The organism is Roseburia sp. AM16-25, from assembly GCF_003473825.1.
In the GTDB taxonomy this organism is placed as follows: Bacteria; Bacillota; Clostridia; order Lachnospirales; family Lachnospiraceae; genus Pararoseburia; species Pararoseburia lenta.
This window is the reverse complement of record NZ_QUCW01000004.1, coordinates 46,228-62,424: the sequence shown is the minus strand read 5'-3', so window position 1 is coordinate 62,424 and position 16,197 is coordinate 46,228. Positions and strand designations below refer to the sequence as shown.

16 protein-coding genes and 1 pseudogene are annotated in these 16,197 nt (G+C 46.0%); 15 read left to right on the top strand and 2 right to left on the bottom strand.

Going from position 1 to position 16,197, the window contains the following annotated elements; all coding sequences use genetic code 11:
• Positions 1–2 precede the first annotated feature (2 nt).
• On the bottom strand, positions 3–800 hold the full coding sequence (locus DW183_RS10385; RefSeq protein WP_118281937.1) for a DUF4866 domain-containing protein: 798 nt from the start codon (positions 798–800) through the stop codon (positions 3–5).
• A 123-nt stretch (positions 801–923) separates the two neighbouring features.
• On the opposite strand from DW183_RS10385, the gene DW183_RS10380 reads away from it, so the two are divergent.
• From DW183_RS10380 to DW183_RS10315, 15 genes and pseudogenes are all read left to right on the top strand, one after another.
• Positions 924–1,835, top strand: coding sequence for a LysR family transcriptional regulator (locus tag DW183_RS10380; RefSeq protein WP_118281936.1), 912 nt, complete (start codon positions 924–926; stop codon positions 1,833–1,835).
• A complete protein-coding gene (locus DW183_RS12690; RefSeq protein WP_243069564.1) occupies positions 1,832–1,996 on the top strand; it encodes a hypothetical protein in 165 nt (54 codons plus the stop codon). Before DW183_RS10380 ends, DW183_RS12690 begins: the two co-directional genes overlap by 4 nt.
• Positions 1,941–2,072, top strand: a pseudogene (locus DW183_RS12875) (5-methyltetrahydropteroyltriglutamate--homocysteine methyltransferase); the annotation flags it as partial. The gene DW183_RS12690 and the pseudogene DW183_RS12875, both read left to right, overlap by 56 nt.
• Positions 2,055–2,252, top strand: a complete 198-nt coding sequence (locus DW183_RS12545) for a hypothetical protein (RefSeq protein ID WP_199649436.1) — start codon at positions 2,055–2,057, stop codon at positions 2,250–2,252. The pseudogene DW183_RS12875 and the gene DW183_RS12545, both read left to right, overlap by 18 nt.
• Complete coding sequence (locus DW183_RS10365; protein WP_118281935.1) at positions 2,236–3,606, top strand: GGDEF domain-containing protein; 1,371 nt, start codon at positions 2,236–2,238, stop codon at positions 3,604–3,606. The genes DW183_RS12545 and DW183_RS10365 overlap by 17 nt, the downstream gene beginning before the upstream one ends.
• A 24-nt stretch (positions 3,607–3,630) precedes the next feature.
• Positions 3,631–4,473, top strand: coding sequence for an aldo/keto reductase (locus DW183_RS10360; protein ID WP_118281934.1), 843 nt, complete (start codon positions 3,631–3,633; stop codon positions 4,471–4,473).
• A gap of 37 nt (positions 4,474–4,510) precedes the next feature.
• Positions 4,511–6,196, top strand: coding sequence for a methyl-accepting chemotaxis protein (locus DW183_RS10355; protein ID WP_118281933.1), 1,686 nt, complete (start codon positions 4,511–4,513; stop codon positions 6,194–6,196).
• A 142-nt stretch (positions 6,197–6,338) separates the two neighbouring features.
• Complete coding sequence (locus DW183_RS10350) at positions 6,339–6,959, top strand: zinc dependent phospholipase C family protein (RefSeq protein ID WP_118281932.1); 621 nt, start codon at positions 6,339–6,341, stop codon at positions 6,957–6,959.
• 175 nt (positions 6,960–7,134) lie between these two features.
• Complete coding sequence (locus DW183_RS12455) at positions 7,135–7,320, top strand: hypothetical protein (protein WP_158573072.1); 186 nt, start codon at positions 7,135–7,137, stop codon at positions 7,318–7,320.
• A 116-nt stretch (positions 7,321–7,436) separates the two neighbouring features.
• Entirely contained in the window at positions 7,437–9,491 is a 2,055-nt protein-coding gene (locus DW183_RS10340; protein WP_118281930.1) for a glycoside hydrolase family 31 protein, read from the top strand.
• A gap of 262 nt (positions 9,492–9,753) precedes the next feature.
• On the top strand, positions 9,754–10,479 hold the full coding sequence (locus DW183_RS10335) for an ABC transporter ATP-binding protein (protein WP_243069563.1): 726 nt from the start codon (positions 9,754–9,756) through the stop codon (positions 10,477–10,479).
• 4 nt (positions 10,480–10,483) lie between these two features.
• On the top strand, positions 10,484–11,407 hold the full coding sequence (locus DW183_RS10330; RefSeq protein ID WP_118281929.1) for a SufB/SufD family protein: 924 nt from the start codon (positions 10,484–10,486) through the stop codon (positions 11,405–11,407).
• A gap of 15 nt (positions 11,408–11,422) precedes the next feature.
• Positions 11,423–12,175, top strand: coding sequence for an NAD-dependent protein deacylase (locus DW183_RS10325; protein WP_118281928.1), 753 nt, complete (start codon positions 11,423–11,425; stop codon positions 12,173–12,175).
• Between the two features lie 332 nt (positions 12,176–12,507).
• Positions 12,508–12,732 (top strand): HPr family phosphocarrier protein, encoded by a 225-nt coding sequence (locus tag DW183_RS10320; RefSeq protein WP_118281927.1) that lies wholly within the window; start codon positions 12,508–12,510, stop codon positions 12,730–12,732.
• A 63-nt stretch (positions 12,733–12,795) separates the two neighbouring features.
• The gene (locus tag DW183_RS10315; protein WP_118282099.1) at positions 12,796–15,249 is read left to right on the top strand and encodes an ATP-dependent DNA helicase; all 2,454 of its coding nucleotides are present in this window, start codon (positions 12,796–12,798) and stop codon (positions 15,247–15,249) included.
• On the opposite strand, the gene DW183_RS10310 is transcribed toward DW183_RS10315, so the two are convergent.
• Positions 15,220–16,110 (bottom strand): LysR family transcriptional regulator, encoded by an 891-nt coding sequence (locus DW183_RS10310; RefSeq protein WP_118281926.1) that lies wholly within the window; start codon positions 16,108–16,110, stop codon positions 15,220–15,222. The genes DW183_RS10315 and DW183_RS10310 overlap by 30 nt on opposite strands.
• Positions 16,111–16,197 lie beyond the last annotated feature (87 nt).

Below are 16,197 nucleotides of genomic sequence, written 5' to 3'. Positions count from 1 at the left end.
TCCTAGAAATCCAGACTGTCACTGCCGGCAGTCTTTATCATTTCTTCACGGCAGGAAAGTACCAGTCCGTCGATCACACTTAGGTGCTGCAGCATCTTATTTTCAAACTGATGGATGGGAAGCAGGACGCCGAGTTCATCAAACGATTTGCCGGAGCGGATGCCGGTTTCCTGTCCGTAATATACAATAGCGGAATAGGCTTCTTCCTGAATATCATGGAAAGTCGACCAGATTACATCATAAGCCTGGGCTTCGGTCAGACCTAATTTTTTGGTATCCGGCAGGGCATAGAGGATGAGGATGCCGCGCTCCCTGTTTTCCGCTTTCTCGCAGATATCCATACCGGAGGTGTAGTAGCGAACCAGATCATAGGCGTCGGCGAGATAGAGTTTGGAACGTGGGGCGGCATGATGCGCCTGATAGATCTCATGGAATTTCTTATATTCATGTCTGGAGACAAGGTCTGCCTTGTCATTGAGCAGGTTTCCGTCCACATCGGTCAAAAGGACAGGATTTTCTCCATTCTTCCCATGAAAACGCTTCGGGATAAGGTAAGTTTCCTTTAAAAGGTCAAACATGCTGCGGTTAAACAGTTCCAGCAGTAAGGCACTGACATCACCGTTTTTGTAAGCGCCCAGCAGGACTTCTGCAAAATGATGGGGATCCGGGTCCGTTGTGCGCTTGTCATCACACAGATGATCGTAAAAAGCATCCATCAATCGTTCACAATACTGGTCAGAAGACAGGATTCTGGAAAACATATTTTCCACTTCTTCTTCTCTTGGTAATACCAATGACATAAAAATCATCTCCTATTTTAGTTGTTTTCTCTTTCTAATGTGATTATAATTTTATGGTAGCAATAAATAAAAGATATTATTGATATGATAATGATCATGATTTGATATGATAGAGGAAGGCCTATGAATGTCAATTTTGAGTATTATAAGATCTTTTACTATGTGGCAAAATATAAGAACTTTACCAAGGCGGCACATGCCTTAAATAACAGCCAGCCCAATGTGACCCGGGCTATGAATTGTCTGGAACATGAGTTGCGTTGCACCCTTTTTGTCCGCACCAACCGTGGGGTTTATCTGACTCCGGAGGGCGAAAAACTCTATGTCAGAGTGTCTGCCGCCATGCAGCAATTTCAACTGGCAGAGGAAGAATTGTCGGATTGTGTAGGTTTGGAACACGGAACGATCTCCGTAGGCGCCAGTGAGATCGCCTTAAATATCTTTCTTCTGGACCATCTGCGGGTTTTTCACAGGGAGTATCCGGGGGTACGCCTAAAGATCAGCAACCATTCGACCCCGCAGGCGATCCGTGCGGTGCGCAGTGGAGAAAGCGATTTTGCCGTGGTGACGACGCCCATACAGGTAGAAGCGCCGCTCAAAGAAGTTCCTCTGGAGGATTTTCAGGATATTCTGATCGGTGGTCCCATGTTTTCAGATCTTTTGGGACAAAATAAGAAGTTGAAGGATCTGCAGGGCTATCCTTTGATCTGTCTGGGGCAGGAGACAACGACCTACCGCTTTTACCATGAGTGGTTCCGGGCGCAGGGAGAGGAATTTTTGCCGGAAACCCAGGTGGCGACGAGCGACCAGGTACTGCCTCTGGTAAAAAGTGATCTGGGACTGGCTTTTCTGCCACAAAAGATGGCGGAACCTGCCCTTATGGCGCAGGAGGTGATCGGGATCCGGCTGGAGGAAGAAATCCCGGCGCGCAGGATCTGTCTGGTCTACGATGCCAAACGCCCGATGAACGCTGCAGCACAGAAACTCAAAAAGATACTGATCGATAAAGATGTGATGGAGGAGAAGAAAGCATGACACTGCAACAATTAAAATATGTCATCACCTTAGCGGAGGTGGGGATGATCACAGAGGCGGCGGAAAACTCTTTATTTCGCAGCCAAGCCGGACAAAAAGGTCGTATATGTGCCTTTGGACAGACTGTATTTAAGCCCGCAATGCGGCTTTGCTTCCTGTGATATCGGAAATAAATTAACAGAGGAGGAACAGTGGGCAAAATTAAAGCTGGTCAAGGAAGTGGCAGAAGAAGTATGGCAGGATGCCAATACATCTTTTGCAGGAAAAAGCACAAGATACAGTATATTTTTTGACGACAAAATACACTTATTAGTTGGAGAAACGAATAAAGGATGGTATAATATACATATTGCGATAGATAATTCCAAAGCAAAATGCAAGGATTTGGAGACAATACAATATGGGGAAAGGATATGAACTGGAAAAAAGGGTTCTGGCAATGATATCTGAACAATATGAGGGCATATATCAGTTGAACCTGGCGGACAAGAAGGTCATCTGCATCTATGACGGACGGGATGCATGGGGACCGGATGACGTTTTGGATCGTGACATCTGGAGAGATCGTCTGGTCGGACTTTGCCATCCGGAAGACAAAGAGAATCTACAATCTGTTTTGGCAGAGGATTCTCTTTTTCTGCTAGGGAAAAAAGAGGCAAAGACAGACAAGATCAGCAGGGATTTCCGTTTTATGATCGAGCAGGGCTACCGGTGGATCAACCTGATGCTGGTGCCGGATCCTGCGCATGGGCAGATCACGGTGACCTTTCGCGATGTGACCCATCGCTATGAGTATGATGAGATCATACGACGAAAGAATATGGAATTAAGGCGGATGTTACAGACTGCGGAACAGTATCGGGATGCTCTCTTGACTGAATCGGTTGTCTTATATCAGGTCAATTTTTCCAAAAACCTGATCGAGAATGAGATCTTCCAAAAAGATAAAAAGACCAATGGCATGGTAAGGGTATTGAATACCGTAGGCATCCATACACCATGTGCTTATGATGAATATTGCGCCAGATGGCAGGGCAGAGTGTCAAAGGATACGCTGGCGGAATACCGCAAGTTTTCCTCTGCGTCTTATATGGTGGAGGCTTATCAGGATGGGAAGACACTCTTGCGACAGGATTACCGCACCCTGGATTCCACGGGAGAAGAGATGTGGATCAATAAGACGATCTATCTGACCAAGGACAATATCCAGGGAGATATTATCGGTATTGTCAGCCTGCGCAATGTTACAGACCGCTATCGGCAGGATTACCTGCGGGAGTCTTTGGAAAAGCAGGCATCATTGGATCTGTTGACCGGACTTTACAATCATGTGACTGGCGAAGTCCTGATCAAGAGCAAGATCAATAACGAAAAGTACGTGGACGCTGCATTTATCATTTTTGACATAGATTCTTTCAAAAAGATCAATGATACCCATGGACATTATTTCGGAGACTGTGTCTTGCAAAAGGTATCCGATTGCCTCAAGGGCTGCATCCGTGAGGAACAGGACATTGCCGCACGATACGGCGGGGATGAGTTTGTCGTATTCATGACTTACAAGCAGGAGGATGACATCAAGGATATCGTTGAGCGCATCTTTGATAGTGTTTCCTGCCAGTATGAGGGGCTTGTCATCAGCGTCAGTATGGGCATCTGTCTTTCCAGCGCCTGTGATGGCGGCTATTATGACCTCTACAAGAAAGCGGACAAATCCTTATACGCTGCCAAGGCGGGAGGTAAGGGACAATATGTGTATTATGAGGCTTAGATACAGATAAAGGAGACTCTTTTTATGCAGACTATGACACTTTTAAATCAAACAAAGATACCTGTTTTAGGATTTGGTACTTATAAGATCACGGATCCGACACTTGCAAAAGAATCTGTAACAGAGGCAATTTGTCGTGGATACCGGCACGTGGATACAGCGGCTTTTTATGAAAATGAAGTTGCGGTTGGTCAGGCTATCCGGGACACGATAGCAGAAGGGGGTCTGGCAAGAAAAGATCTGTTTGTGACCAGTAAAGTTTGGAAAACAGAAAATACTTATGATAAGGTGATGGCATCTTTTGAAAAGACCATGGAGAATTTGGGATTAGACTATCTGGATCTCTATTTGGTACATTGGCCGGCATCGGACGCTTTTGACCCAGATTGGAAGGAGACAAATCGGCAGGTTTGGCGAGCCATGATCGATATTTATCGGAGCGGACAAGTGAAAGCCATCGGCGTGTCAAATTTTTTGGTGCGGCATTTAGAGACGATTTTGGAGATGGAAGTGCTTCCTATGGTGGATCAAATAGAAATCAATCCTGGATTTTTACAGAGAGAAACTGTGGATTTTTGCCAGAAACAGGGGATTATTGTTGAAGCGTGGAGTCCTTTGGGCAGAGGACGCATTTTTGATGACCCGACCTTGCTGTCCTTGGCAAATAAATACGACAAAACAGTAGCACAGATTGCACTTCGCTGGGAACACCAACACGATATTGTTGTACTACCAAAGACGGTCACACCGAGTCGGATGACGGAGAATATGCAGATTTTTGATTTTGAATTGTCTTATGATGATATGGAAACGCTGGATGGCATGGATCCCGTGGGGGCATCGGGGCATAGTCCGGATCAGGCATAGGGCATTAAGACATAAAGGATGTATGGAGGAATGAAAGATGAAAGAAAGTAAAGCAAAAAAGAGAGGAACGATCGCGGTAAAAATTGATGCACTTGTGCTGATCATGGTTATTCTATCTAACATTATCTGTCTGAGTGTACTGGTGTCCAGCAGTAGAAAATACATCAGATCGGCGGTGCAAAATAGCATGCTGGATATGGTAGATTCTTATGCGAAGTTGATTGAAACGGATATTGAACAAAGTGGCAAAGATGATTTGGATTATGATGGCTATGCCGCTATCTTAGACGATGTCGGTGTAAAAGGGATGGAGAGTTCCTATGTCTATGTGGTCGATGAAAATGGCACCATGTTATATCATCCGACGGAGGATAAGGTAGGCAATCCGGTAGAGAATACAGTCGTCAAAGGTTTGGTACAGCAATTGGCAGAGGGAGAGCATCCAAAAGATGCGGTTGTGACCTATGATTTTAATGGAGTAGAAAAATATGCCGGATATTCCATTATTGGTAATAACAATATTGTTGTTGTCAGTGCGGATGAAGATGATGCACTTACCGGAATCAATACCACAACAAGGACAGCCATTGGTATTTTGATCGTACTCATTATTCTGGCCAGCATTGCGGCACTTATTTTTGGCAGAAGGCTGGTAAAGCCACTTGTGACCTTAAGCGGTATTATTGAGGAGGTTGCCAATGGTAATATGAATGCCGATTTTTCCGGTATTAAAATTACCAATGATGAGATCGGCATGATGGCAACCAGTGTAAAAGATATGACGGGTACACTGGGCGGTATCGTAGAAAAGATTCGTGCTACCAGCGATGCTATGGCACAACACAGCAGCAAATTAAATGATACCAGCGAACAGACTCTGGCTGCCAATGGAGAGATCAGTAAGGCAGTAGAGGATGTTGCGATCGGTTCTACCAATATGGCGACTTCTATTTCCGATATCAATGTGGATCTGGGAAGTATGCATGATGAGACACAGACGATCGATGCTTCTGTTCTGGATATCGAAACCCAGACACATTCTGTATTGGAGAGCAGTGCTATCATGAACCAAAAGATGCATCATATGCAAAGTAGCAGTGAAAAGATGGAAGAAGGCATTGGCGTTATTGCAGAGCGTGTGGAAAAGGTCAATGCGGTTGTGGAAAAAGTCAGTGATATCATCGGCGTAATTGAAGATATTTCCGGACAGACCAATCTTTTGTCACTCAATGCATCCATTGAGGCTGCCCGTGCAGGAGATGCCGGTCGAGGATTTGCAGTGGTGGCAGAAGAGATTCGTGTGCTATCTGATAATACAAGCGGTGAATTAAATAATATCAAAGAGATTATTTCAGAATTAGTAGAGGAGTGTCAGGCATGTATGCGGGCATCTCAGGAAGTTGTTTCCGATAATGCTGTGCAAAAAGAGGAGATCAGCAGCGTCTTGCAGGAGTTTGCTAGTTTAGATGATCAGATTGGTCGGACAGCGGACAAGGCGGAAGAAATCAAGGGCTTGGTAGATCAGATGGTTTGCTTGAATCAGAATATCACGGACAATAGTAATGGACTTACGGATGTAAGTTCTTCCAATGCTGCCGCAACCGAGGAAATGACAGCCAATATTGAGGAACTCAATGCCATGATGAATGGTGTGGCGGAAATGGCGGGACAGATGAATGAGCAGGCAGGATTCTTAAATGAGGCTTTATCTTATTTTAAATAGCATCTGTTCACAGAAATAACATGACTTTTACACAAAAGGTGGTATCTTTTTTACAGAGAACGTGGATAATGGTATATGTAAGGTAAAAAGAGAAAAGATGAGCGCGGGACTGGGCGCAGTGTGAAAGGGATGCAAAGCGTAAATGAAAACATTGAGTCACAAATATCTGGCAGAACATATCGCAGGGCAGTATCTGCGAGGTTTTTCCATGCTGGAAAAAAATGCATACATATATGGGGCAATTGCACCGGATGTCAACAAGGTCACCTATCTGCATGGATGGAAAGGTAATAAAAAGTTTTTCGGACACAATTATGAGAACAGCAGTCAGACCATGGATCATCTGATCAAAAAACTGGAACGGTCGACGCCGGGTGGAGGGATCTATTTTTACCGTCTGGGCAAGTTGACCCATTACATCGCAGACAGTTTTACCCATGTGCACAATGGCTATTTTACAGGCAGTCTTGCCGAGCATGTGCAGTATGAAAGTGCTTTGCACAAATGCCTGTTAGAACAGATCCCATTTCAAAAGATGGTCTTACCTACCTTTGATGTCAAGGCCCTGCATGAGCATCATGATACTTACGCAGACCTGTACCCATCCCTAGAGATCGATCTTTTATATATTTCATCCATGGTCTTGGCAGCGACCCTCTGTTATGCTGACAGACCCCAATACGTTGGCAGGATCTTATGGGATTTCCCAACATGGAGCGTACAGCAATTTCCGCGATTTTACAGACAGTTTACAACCTTTTAACAAAACGCAGATAGAAGCACCCTAAGGGGTGCTTTTATAATGTTATTTGTTATGGGAGATGAGTGCGCTGGCATGAAGCTTTTATCTCCTGTGACAGATACATTATTTTGCAGGTAAAAGGAGTATAAAATGAGTAAACTGAAACTGACAAAACTGGAAAAATCCTGGGTTTTGTATGATGTGGGTCATTCTGCATTTCTTCTGCTATATTGATGGCGTATATACCATTATCGATATGGCTACAGCGTATGGAACAGCACTGGGGCTGGCTGGCAGATGGCATTATCTGGCAGTTTTGGATGCCGGTGGAACGGGTTCCGCCTCTTTGGAGAATTATTGCTGGCATGGGGGATTGTGCTGATCCTTGCCTTTGCATTTTCTTTGGCAAAAAAGAATATGTAAAATATCTGAAAATTGCGACCTCTCGCACAAGTTGTGGTATAATTATGACAACTTAGAGTGTGGGAGGTTTTTTCTATGGATCGTTTTTATGTGGAGGCTGCACCGATTGCAGAAAATAAGACCTATGTGAGCGGACAGATCCGTCTGAGTATTATTACAGACCATATTTTGCGTCTGGAGCGTGTGGAAGGAGATACCTTTGCGGATCTTGCAACGCAGAAGATCATGCATCGTGATTTTGGCAGCCCGTCTTTTTCGGTAAAGGATAATATGCTGGATATCGAAGTGACGACGGCAGACCGGGTCTTTCATGTGGATAAGGAGACCCTGCTTGTGTCCGTGAAATTGGAGAACTACTGGGTAGACAGCCATCAGGTACATCCGCTGGGTGGGACATTCCGAACCCTGGATAATGGCTTGGGCGACCGTATTTTATTTGGAGAAAATAAGGGACCGGTCAAATTATCGGACAGTATCTTTTCTCTGGAGGGGGTAGCGGAGATCGATGATTCCGCATCCTATTTTCTGGAAGAAAACGGCACCTTATCTGCCAGAAGATCAGGCGATATCGACCGCTATATTCTGGCATTTGGCAAGGATTATCTGGGCGGTCTGCGCGAGTTTTACGGTTTGACAGGATTTACACCGCTTTTGCCCAAATACGCACTGGGAAACTGGTGGTCACGCTACTATGCATATAGGCAGCAGGAATATATTGATCTGATGGATAAGTTTAAAGACAAGGGAATCCCGCTTACCGTTGCCACCATCGACATGGACTGGCATCTGGTAAAAAATGTGCCAAAGGATGCGACGACCCACAGCAAATTCTGGGGCAGGGGCTGGACGGGCTATACCTTTGATACAGACTTATTCCCGGACTACAAGCAGTTCTTTCGCGACTTAAAAGAGCGGGGGCTTGCTATTACTATGAACCTGCATCCCCATGACGGCATCCGCTATTTTGAAAAGCAATATCCTGCCATGGCAAAGGCGAATGGCATTGATCCGGCAAGCAAGGAGCCGGTAGAATTTGACTTTACCGACCGGACATTTGTAGATTCCTATTTTGATCTGGTCTTACATCCTTACGAAGAAGATGGTGTAGATTTCTGGTGGATCGACTGGCAGCAGGGTCGCAAGTCCAATCGTCAGGGGCTGGATCCTCTGTGGCTGCTCAACCATTATCATACCTTAGATGCCGGGCGGGATGGCAGAACGCCACTTATCCTTTCGCGTTATGCCGGGTGTGGATCCCACCGTTATCCGCTGGGATTTTCGGGCGATACCATCGTGCGTTGGAAGAGTCTTGCCTACCAGCCGTACTTTACCCTTGCAGCATCAAATACGGGTTACAGTTGGTGGTCACATGATATTGGCGGGCATATGGGAAGCAAGGGCAATCCGGAACTCTATACCCGCTGGGTACAACTGGGCGTCTTTTCTCCGATCAACCGTTTACACTCTACCCGGGATAAATGGAGCAAGGAACCATGGCTTTATGGGACAGAGGCAGAAAAGATCGTGACCAAGTTCCTGCAGTTGCGTCACCGCCTCCTGCCATATCTTTATACGGCAAATGTCAGGACGGCGCGGGAAGGACTTCCTATTGTCATGCCTATGTATTATCTGCATGACTGCAAGGAAGCCTATGAGGCAAAGACCCAGTATTACTTTGGCACGGAAATGATCGTGGCTCCGGTTGTGACCAGGCAAAATAAAGAGGGATTGGCACCGGTCAGTGTCTGGCTGCCGGGGGGCAAGTGGACAGACTTCTTTACCGGTCAGGTCTTTGAGGGCAATCATACCTATGAACTCTTTGTGCCGCTGGACCGCATACCGGTCTTTGTAAAGGAGGGCGGTATCGTGCCGCTTCTTGCCGATTACAGGAATAATGATCAGGAATTTAGATCTCTGGAAGTGTGTTTATATGCAGGTAATGGAAAGTATCGCCTGGAAGATGAAGCAGGCGGTATCGACTTCTCCATGCAAAAGACAGAGGATGGCATCGAGATCTTTGTCACAAAAGAGGAGACCTGTCCTACCGAAAAATTGGCGATCCGGGTCATTGGGGCAAGCGATACGGTTTATCATGTGCATGGAAATATGGAATACAGCATACAGATATAAGTTTAATTTCATACTATTTTAGTAGGCGATAGGGAGTACATCCTAAATGCATATAGGAATACGGGAAATGTACAAAATACAGGACATGAGCGTAAAAAAAGGCATAAAAAGGGTGTATTTCCTATCTTTATGTGGTAATATATCTTCGTGTGCCGCAGGGACGTTCCATTTGCCACAAGGAGTGTCCCATTTGGCGCAAATAGCCAATAGGGACACTCCTTGTGGCAAATGGAACGTCCCTGCGAGAAGAGGAGATATAAAGGTGTTAGAGTTACAGGATATTTGTTATGAGACCGAAGATGGCAAGTTGATCTTAGACCATATCAATGCGACCATCGAGGATCATTTTGTTGTGATTACAGGACCAAACGGCAGTGGAAAATCAACACTTGCCAAGGTTATTGCCGGGATCAATAAGCCGAGCCAGGGGCGGATCCTTTTAAATGGAGAAGATATTACCGACTGGTCTATTACCGATCGTGCCAATCGTGGGATTTCTTATGCTTTCCAGCAGCCGGTCCGTTTTAAGGGGCTGACGATCAAAGATCTCATGTCACTGGCGGCAGGAAAGGATGCGACAGTCAGCGAACTTTGTGATCTCTTGTCTGAGGTAGGGCTTTGTGCCAAGGATTATATCAACCGAGATCTGGATGGCAGTCTTTCCGGCGGCGAGTTAAAGCGTATCGAGATTGCTATGGCATTTGCCAGAAATTCCGATCTGACCTTGTTTGACGAGCCGGAGGCAGGAATCGATCTGTGGAGTTTCCAGAAACTTATCCATGTCTTTGAAAAGATGGTGGCAGCCAGCGACGGAAACATCCTTATCATCAGCCATCAGGAGAGGATCTTGGATATTGCGGACAAGGTTCTTTATTTAAAGGACGGCAAAGTTGAAATGTACGATACAAAGGACAAGGTTCTGCCAAAGATCATGGGCATGCCGAGTTCGACCTGTAGTGTACTGACAGAAAAGATGAAGGAGGACTAAGGACGTGGGAACGATTGAACAGAATATTTTAAAAGAAGTTGCCGGTCTGGACGCACTTCCGGTGGGCGCTTACAATATCCGTACCAATGGCACATCTTCTGCCAGAAATACAACAGCCAATATTGATATTGTCACCAAAGAGGACAAGCCGGGCATTGACATCATCATCAAACCGGGCACCAAGAATGAGAGCGTGCATATCCCGGTCGTGGTTTCACAGGCGGGATTAAAGGATATGGTATATAATGATTTCTTTGTCGGTGAGGGCGCAGACGTGACCATCGTAGCCGGTTGCGGCATTCACAACTGCGGCAGTGCGGATAGCGGTCACGATGGCATCCATACCTTTTATGTAGAAAAAGGTGCTAAGGTGCGCTACATCGAAAAGCATTACGGCGAGGGAGATCCGGGCACGACAGGCAAACGTCTGATGAATCCAACGACCATCGTTCATTTAAAGGAAGATGCCGAGATGATCATGGAGACATCCCAGATCTCCGGTATTGATGATACACTGCGTATCACAGAGGCAGACTTATGTGATCGCGCAAAACTGGAGATCCATGACAGCATCATGACGACAGGTGATCAGAATGCAGATGCACAGTTTACGGCAGATCTTAACGGAGAGGACTGCGCTTGCAATATCGTCAGCCGTACCGTTGCCAGAGACCATAGCAAGCAGCATTATACCTCTACCTTGAATGGCAACAACCGCTGTGCAGGGCATACCGAGTGTGATTCCATCTTGATGGATCAGGCATATGTGCTTGCCACCCCGCAGTTGTCTGCGGCAACGACAGAGGCAAGCCTTATCCACGAGGCAGCCATCGGCAAGATCGCCGGGGAGCAGTTGATAAAACTTATGACTTTAGGCTTGACAGAAGAAGAAGCAGAGGAACAGATCATTTCCGGTTTCTTAAAATAAAGCGGGAGAAGTGCCATGGAAGCATTGATAGCGAAATTTATCGAATGGATCAAAGAGTCAGAACATATTGTCTTTTTTGGCGGAGCGGGGGTATCGACTGAGAGCGGCATCCCGGATTTTCGCAGCAAGGACGGCTTATACAATCAGCATGATGTGCAGTTTGACAAGTATCAGCCGGAATACCTCTTGAGCCATACCTGTCTGATGAGAGAACCGGAGGTTTTCTTTGAGTTTTACCGGCAAAAAATGGATAGCCGGGGCTTTGAACCCAATGTCACTCACAGGGTGCTGGCGAAGTTGGAAGAGATCGGAAAACTGGATGCTATCGTTACACAGAATATCGATGGGCTGCACCAGTTGGCTGGATCAAAATGTGTCTATGAGATCCATGGGACGACCCACAAAAATTATTGTGCATCCTGCGGAGAGAGAGTCGGCGAGAATTATATTTTTGAGACGACCGGTATTCCCAGATGTCCGAAATGCGGCGGCATGATCCGTCCGCAGGTCACCCTGTATGAAGAAGGTCTGCCGGAAGATGCAGTCAGAGGGGCAGTTGATGCGATCCGAAAAGCCGACACCCTGATCGTGGCAGGCACGTCCCTAAATGTCTATCCGGCGGCATCCTATGTCTATGAGTTCCGGGGCAACCATCTTATTGTCTTAAACAAAGAGCCACTGCATGTGCAGTTGAACCAGGAGAAGGATCTCTTTATCGAGGCAGCCATGGGGCAGGTCTTTGTTGCTTTGGAAGATGCACTTTTTTGATAAAAATGTATAAAATTCTTGATATGATCTTGAAAAAAATATAATTTTGTGCAAGATGAACAGAAATATAGAGAAGAATATCGACGCTTTGTGTAATATTAAGTAAAATGTGTGCAAAGTGTTAAATGTTCGACAAAATGCGACATTTGTCCTTCAAAAGGACAAATACCCTGCAAAGGAAAACTGTAAATATTACCCGAAATTTTAATATTTTTCACGAATTTTTGATTTGACAAAGGAAAACACCTGTGTTTAAATAGGTCAAATGAAACGTTGGAAACGCTTTCATTGAATGTAGTTTCGCGGTTTTAAAGTGAAAAGGAGTGAAAAAAATGGAACTGAAGGTAATGCTTAAGGACGAAAAAGAAGTACAGGAATTCGTGCAGGCAGCATCCGTTTGTCCAGAAGCCATTGATTTAAAGAGTGGCGCCATATATTTAGACGCAAAATCCCTGCTTGGTGTTATGAGCATGGGGATGAAGCGAGAGATGCGGGTACTTTGCAGTAAATATGATCCGACCTTTGTGCAGGCGGTTCGTAAATTTGCAGTAGCCTAAATTGTATGGAAGATGCCCCCGGCAGGTTTACCTGCCGGGGGCATTTTATGTTATACTAAAAATATGAAGATCAGTAGGCTTTTACAAGAGGAAGAATTAAAACCGCAGATCGTGATCTCTGTCCGCAATCTCGTCGAATTTCTGATGAATGCAGGTGATATTGACGACCGGCATGGCGGGCAGATGCGCATGGAGGCTATGCAGGAAGGCAGCCGAATTCACCGCAAGATCCAGAGGCGGGCGGGAGCCGATTATCACGCAGAGATCCCGCTCAAGTTCATAGTCTCTTATGAGGAGTATGATCTTGCCATTGAGGGCAGAGCCGACGGCATTATTTATGAGGAAGGCTTGTTAGAAGAGACCAGCCGTTTTCTAGAAGATCCCCGGATGGATCTTGAAGAAGGGCAGGAAGAGGCAAAGCCGTTCGTTATGATCGACGAGATCAAGGGTGTCTATCTGGATGTGGAGCAGATGGCAGAGCCGAACGCCGTGCATCTGGCACAGGCAAAGTGCTATGCCTTTATTTTTGCGACCCAGCATGCCCTGCCTGCCATCGGCGTGCAGATGACCTATTGCAATTTGGATACGGAGGAGATCCGCAGATTTCAGATGCATTATTCCTATGATGAGATCGAGTCTTGGTTTTTGGAACTCGTTGCTTCTTATAAGAAATGGTCGGATTTTTTATTTCACCACAAGATGATTCGTCAGCAGTCCATCCGGGGTTTGGAATTCCCCTATGCCTACCGGCAGGGGCAAAAGAAACTGGTAACGGATGTCTACCGCAGTATCATGCGCGAAAAGACCTTGTTTTTACAGGCACCGACAGGGACGGGCAAGACTCTGGCTACCATCTTTCCTGCCATACAGGCGATGGGGCAGAATATGGGAGACAAGATCTTTTATCTGACTGCCAAAAATGCGACCGGTGTCGTGGCACACGATACCTTTCTTCTGATGGAAGAACAGGGCTATGAGGGAAAGACGGTCGTGATCACAGCCAAGGATAAGATGTGTCTTTTGGAGGAGAGATCCTGCAACCCGGACGACTGTCCTTACGCAAAAGGGCATTTTGACCGTGTCAACGATGCCGTCTATGACATTTTGCAGGAAGAAAATATGATGGATCGTGATTGCATTTTGCGCTGGGCAAAAGATAGACGGGTCTGTCCTTTTGAGTACAGTCTGGATATTGCATCCTGGGTCGATCATATCATCTGTGACTACAACTATGTCTTTGATCCAAATGTCTGTCTCAAACGCTTTTTTGCGGAGGGCATCCGGGGCGACTATCTTTTTCTGGTGGATGAGGCACACAATCTGGTCGAGCGTGCCAGAGACATGTATTCGGAGACTCTGGTCAAAGAAGACTTTCTTGCCATGAAAAAGAAGTTAAAGATCTATGGAAAAAAACTGGAAAATACCTTGGAGCGCTGCAACAAGGAAATGCTGGTCTTAAAGCGGCAGTGTGAGAAACTGCTTGTCTTAGAGGAGATGGATTCCTTTTTGTTTGCCCTTTTCCGGGCGGCAGCGGCGATGGATGAGTTGCTGCAAAAAGAAGGAAATATCATAGACCGTGACGTGGTCTTAGACTTTTATTTTAAGGTGCGCAATTTTGTCAACCTGTCCGACGATTTTGACGAGCACTATCGTATTTACTGTGATTATGATGAGAAAGGACAGTTCTGCCTGCATCTTTTTTGCGTAGATCCTTCCTATATGCTGCAAAAGCGGCTGGATCGGTCGCGCGCCTGTGTCTTTTTCTCGGCGACCCTGCTTCCTATCCGCTATTATAAGGAACTTTTGTGCTGTGATGATGATGTCTATGCCATTTATGCGGACTCTGTTTTTGAACAGGAAAAGCGGGCACTTTTGATCGGCAGGGATGTCAGTAGCCGCTATACCAGGAGAACTTTTGCGGAATATCTGGCTTTTGCGGACTATATCGAAGCTATTGTGGAAAAGAAAAAGGGCAATTACATGGTTTTTTGTCCTTCTTATAAGATGTTGGAGGAGATCAGCCAGAAGTTTATGGCAAAAAGTCTGGGCTCCTGTGACGTGATCTGCCAGCGCTCGGGCATGAGTGAGCAGGAGCGGGAAGATTTTCTGAAAGAATTTGAAGAAGTAAGAGAGCGTTCTTTCGTTGCTTTTTGCGTGATGGGAGGTGTCTTTTCGGAGGGGATCGACCTGACGGAGGAAAAATTGATCGGTGCTATCATTGTCGGTGTGGGGCTGCCCCAGATCGGGAATGAGCGGGAAGTCATGAAACAGTATTTTGAGGCGACCGGGAGAGACGGATTTTCCTTTGCCTACCTTTATCCGGGTATGAATAAGGTGATTCAGGCGGCAGGCCGCGTCATTCGGACAAAAAGTGACGAGGGCGTGATCGCCCTCTTAGATGAGCGTTTTACAAAAAGTGAATACAGGCAGACCTTTCCGCGGGAATGGAATGACGGAAAGATCTGCGATCGTCATACGGTTGGAGATCTAGTGGATGATTTTTGGCAAAAGAGATAAAAAGGCTTCTGCTGAGGCGCCGAGAGGCAGGGACGGATGTGTCGCTGCGACCAGGCTTCTTGGTGGAAGTTTTTCTTTTGTAGAAACAACGGTCAGATCCTTTGAGGAATGTTTGATGCAGTAGTCCGGGATAAAGGCAATGCCAAGACCGATGCGCGCCAGGTCGATCAAAAGATCATTGGAATACAACTGAAAAGCCGGTACCAGATCCAGACGATGTTCCAAAAAGATCTGGTGGAGATATTCACTGGTCGTAGAATTTTTGTCCAGCATCAGGATAGGCAGACCGGAGATCTCCTTGAAAGTCATTTCCTTAGTGACCTGCGGAAAATGTGTGGGATTGGCGATGAACACATCCTGAAAGGTTGTCAGGGTCTGGGTGATATAAGAAGTATTCATGCGGGAGTTGGGATGGTTGGTGATGATGATGTCAACCTTTCCCTGCTCCAAGAGGTCGACGCAGGACTTGCTTGTCGCATTGGTGATGCGGATGGGTACATCCGGGTAGAGTTCGTGGAACTTTTGGATATAAGGCACCAGAAAATAGCGGCAGATGGTATCGCTGGCGCTGATGTGGAGTTGTCCCAATCTGGTGTCGTTGACATTCTGGATCTGTTCTTCGCCGCGGCGTATAAGGTTCATGGCTGGTTCGATGTGCTGTAAGAGCAGTTCACCGGCAGGGGTCAGTTGGACTTTTTTGGTGCTGCGGATAAAGAGGGGCTGACCGATCTTTTTCTCCAAAGTCTTGATCGACTGCGATACGGCGGACTGGGAAATGAAAAGCTGCTTGCTCGCCTCGGAGAAACTGAGGGAAGATGCAACATGGTAAAATACTTTGTATAGTTCGTAATTGATATCCATAAGGTTTCCTTTCTTTTTTTGTAACGCAATGTTATCATTCATATTATATAAGCACAAATAATAGCAGTCAAGGATATAGATAAGATT

Coding starts and splice junctions, on each gene's coding strand:
- DW183_RS10385 (WP_118281937.1), bottom strand. CDS start 800: ATGTCATTGGTATTACCAAGAGAAGAAGAAGTGGAAAATATGTTTTCC.
- DW183_RS10380 (WP_118281936.1), top strand. CDS start 924: ATGAATGTCAATTTTGAGTATTATAAGATCTTTTACTATGTGGCAAAA.
- DW183_RS12690 (WP_243069564.1), top strand. CDS start 1,832: ATGACACTGCAACAATTAAAATATGTCATCACCTTAGCGGAGGTGGGG.
- DW183_RS10365 (WP_118281935.1), top strand. CDS start 2,236: ATGGGGAAAGGATATGAACTGGAAAAAAGGGTTCTGGCAATGATATCT.
- DW183_RS10360 (WP_118281934.1), top strand. CDS start 3,631: ATGCAGACTATGACACTTTTAAATCAAACAAAGATACCTGTTTTAGGA.
- DW183_RS10355 (WP_118281933.1), top strand. CDS start 4,511: ATGAAAGAAAGTAAAGCAAAAAAGAGAGGAACGATCGCGGTAAAAATT.
- DW183_RS10350 (WP_118281932.1), top strand. CDS start 6,339: ATGAAAACATTGAGTCACAAATATCTGGCAGAACATATCGCAGGGCAG.
- DW183_RS12455 (WP_158573072.1), top strand. CDS start 7,135: ATGATGTGGGTCATTCTGCATTTCTTCTGCTATATTGATGGCGTATAT.
- DW183_RS10340 (WP_118281930.1), top strand. CDS start 7,437: ATGGATCGTTTTTATGTGGAGGCTGCACCGATTGCAGAAAATAAGACC.
- DW183_RS10325 (WP_118281928.1), top strand. CDS start 11,423: ATGGAAGCATTGATAGCGAAATTTATCGAATGGATCAAAGAGTCAGAA.
- DW183_RS10320 (WP_118281927.1), top strand. CDS start 12,508: ATGGAACTGAAGGTAATGCTTAAGGACGAAAAAGAAGTACAGGAATTC.
- DW183_RS10315 (WP_118282099.1), top strand. CDS start 12,796: ATGAAGATCAGTAGGCTTTTACAAGAGGAAGAATTAAAACCGCAGATC.
- DW183_RS10310 (WP_118281926.1), bottom strand. CDS start 16,110: ATGGATATCAATTACGAACTATACAAAGTATTTTACCATGTTGCATCT.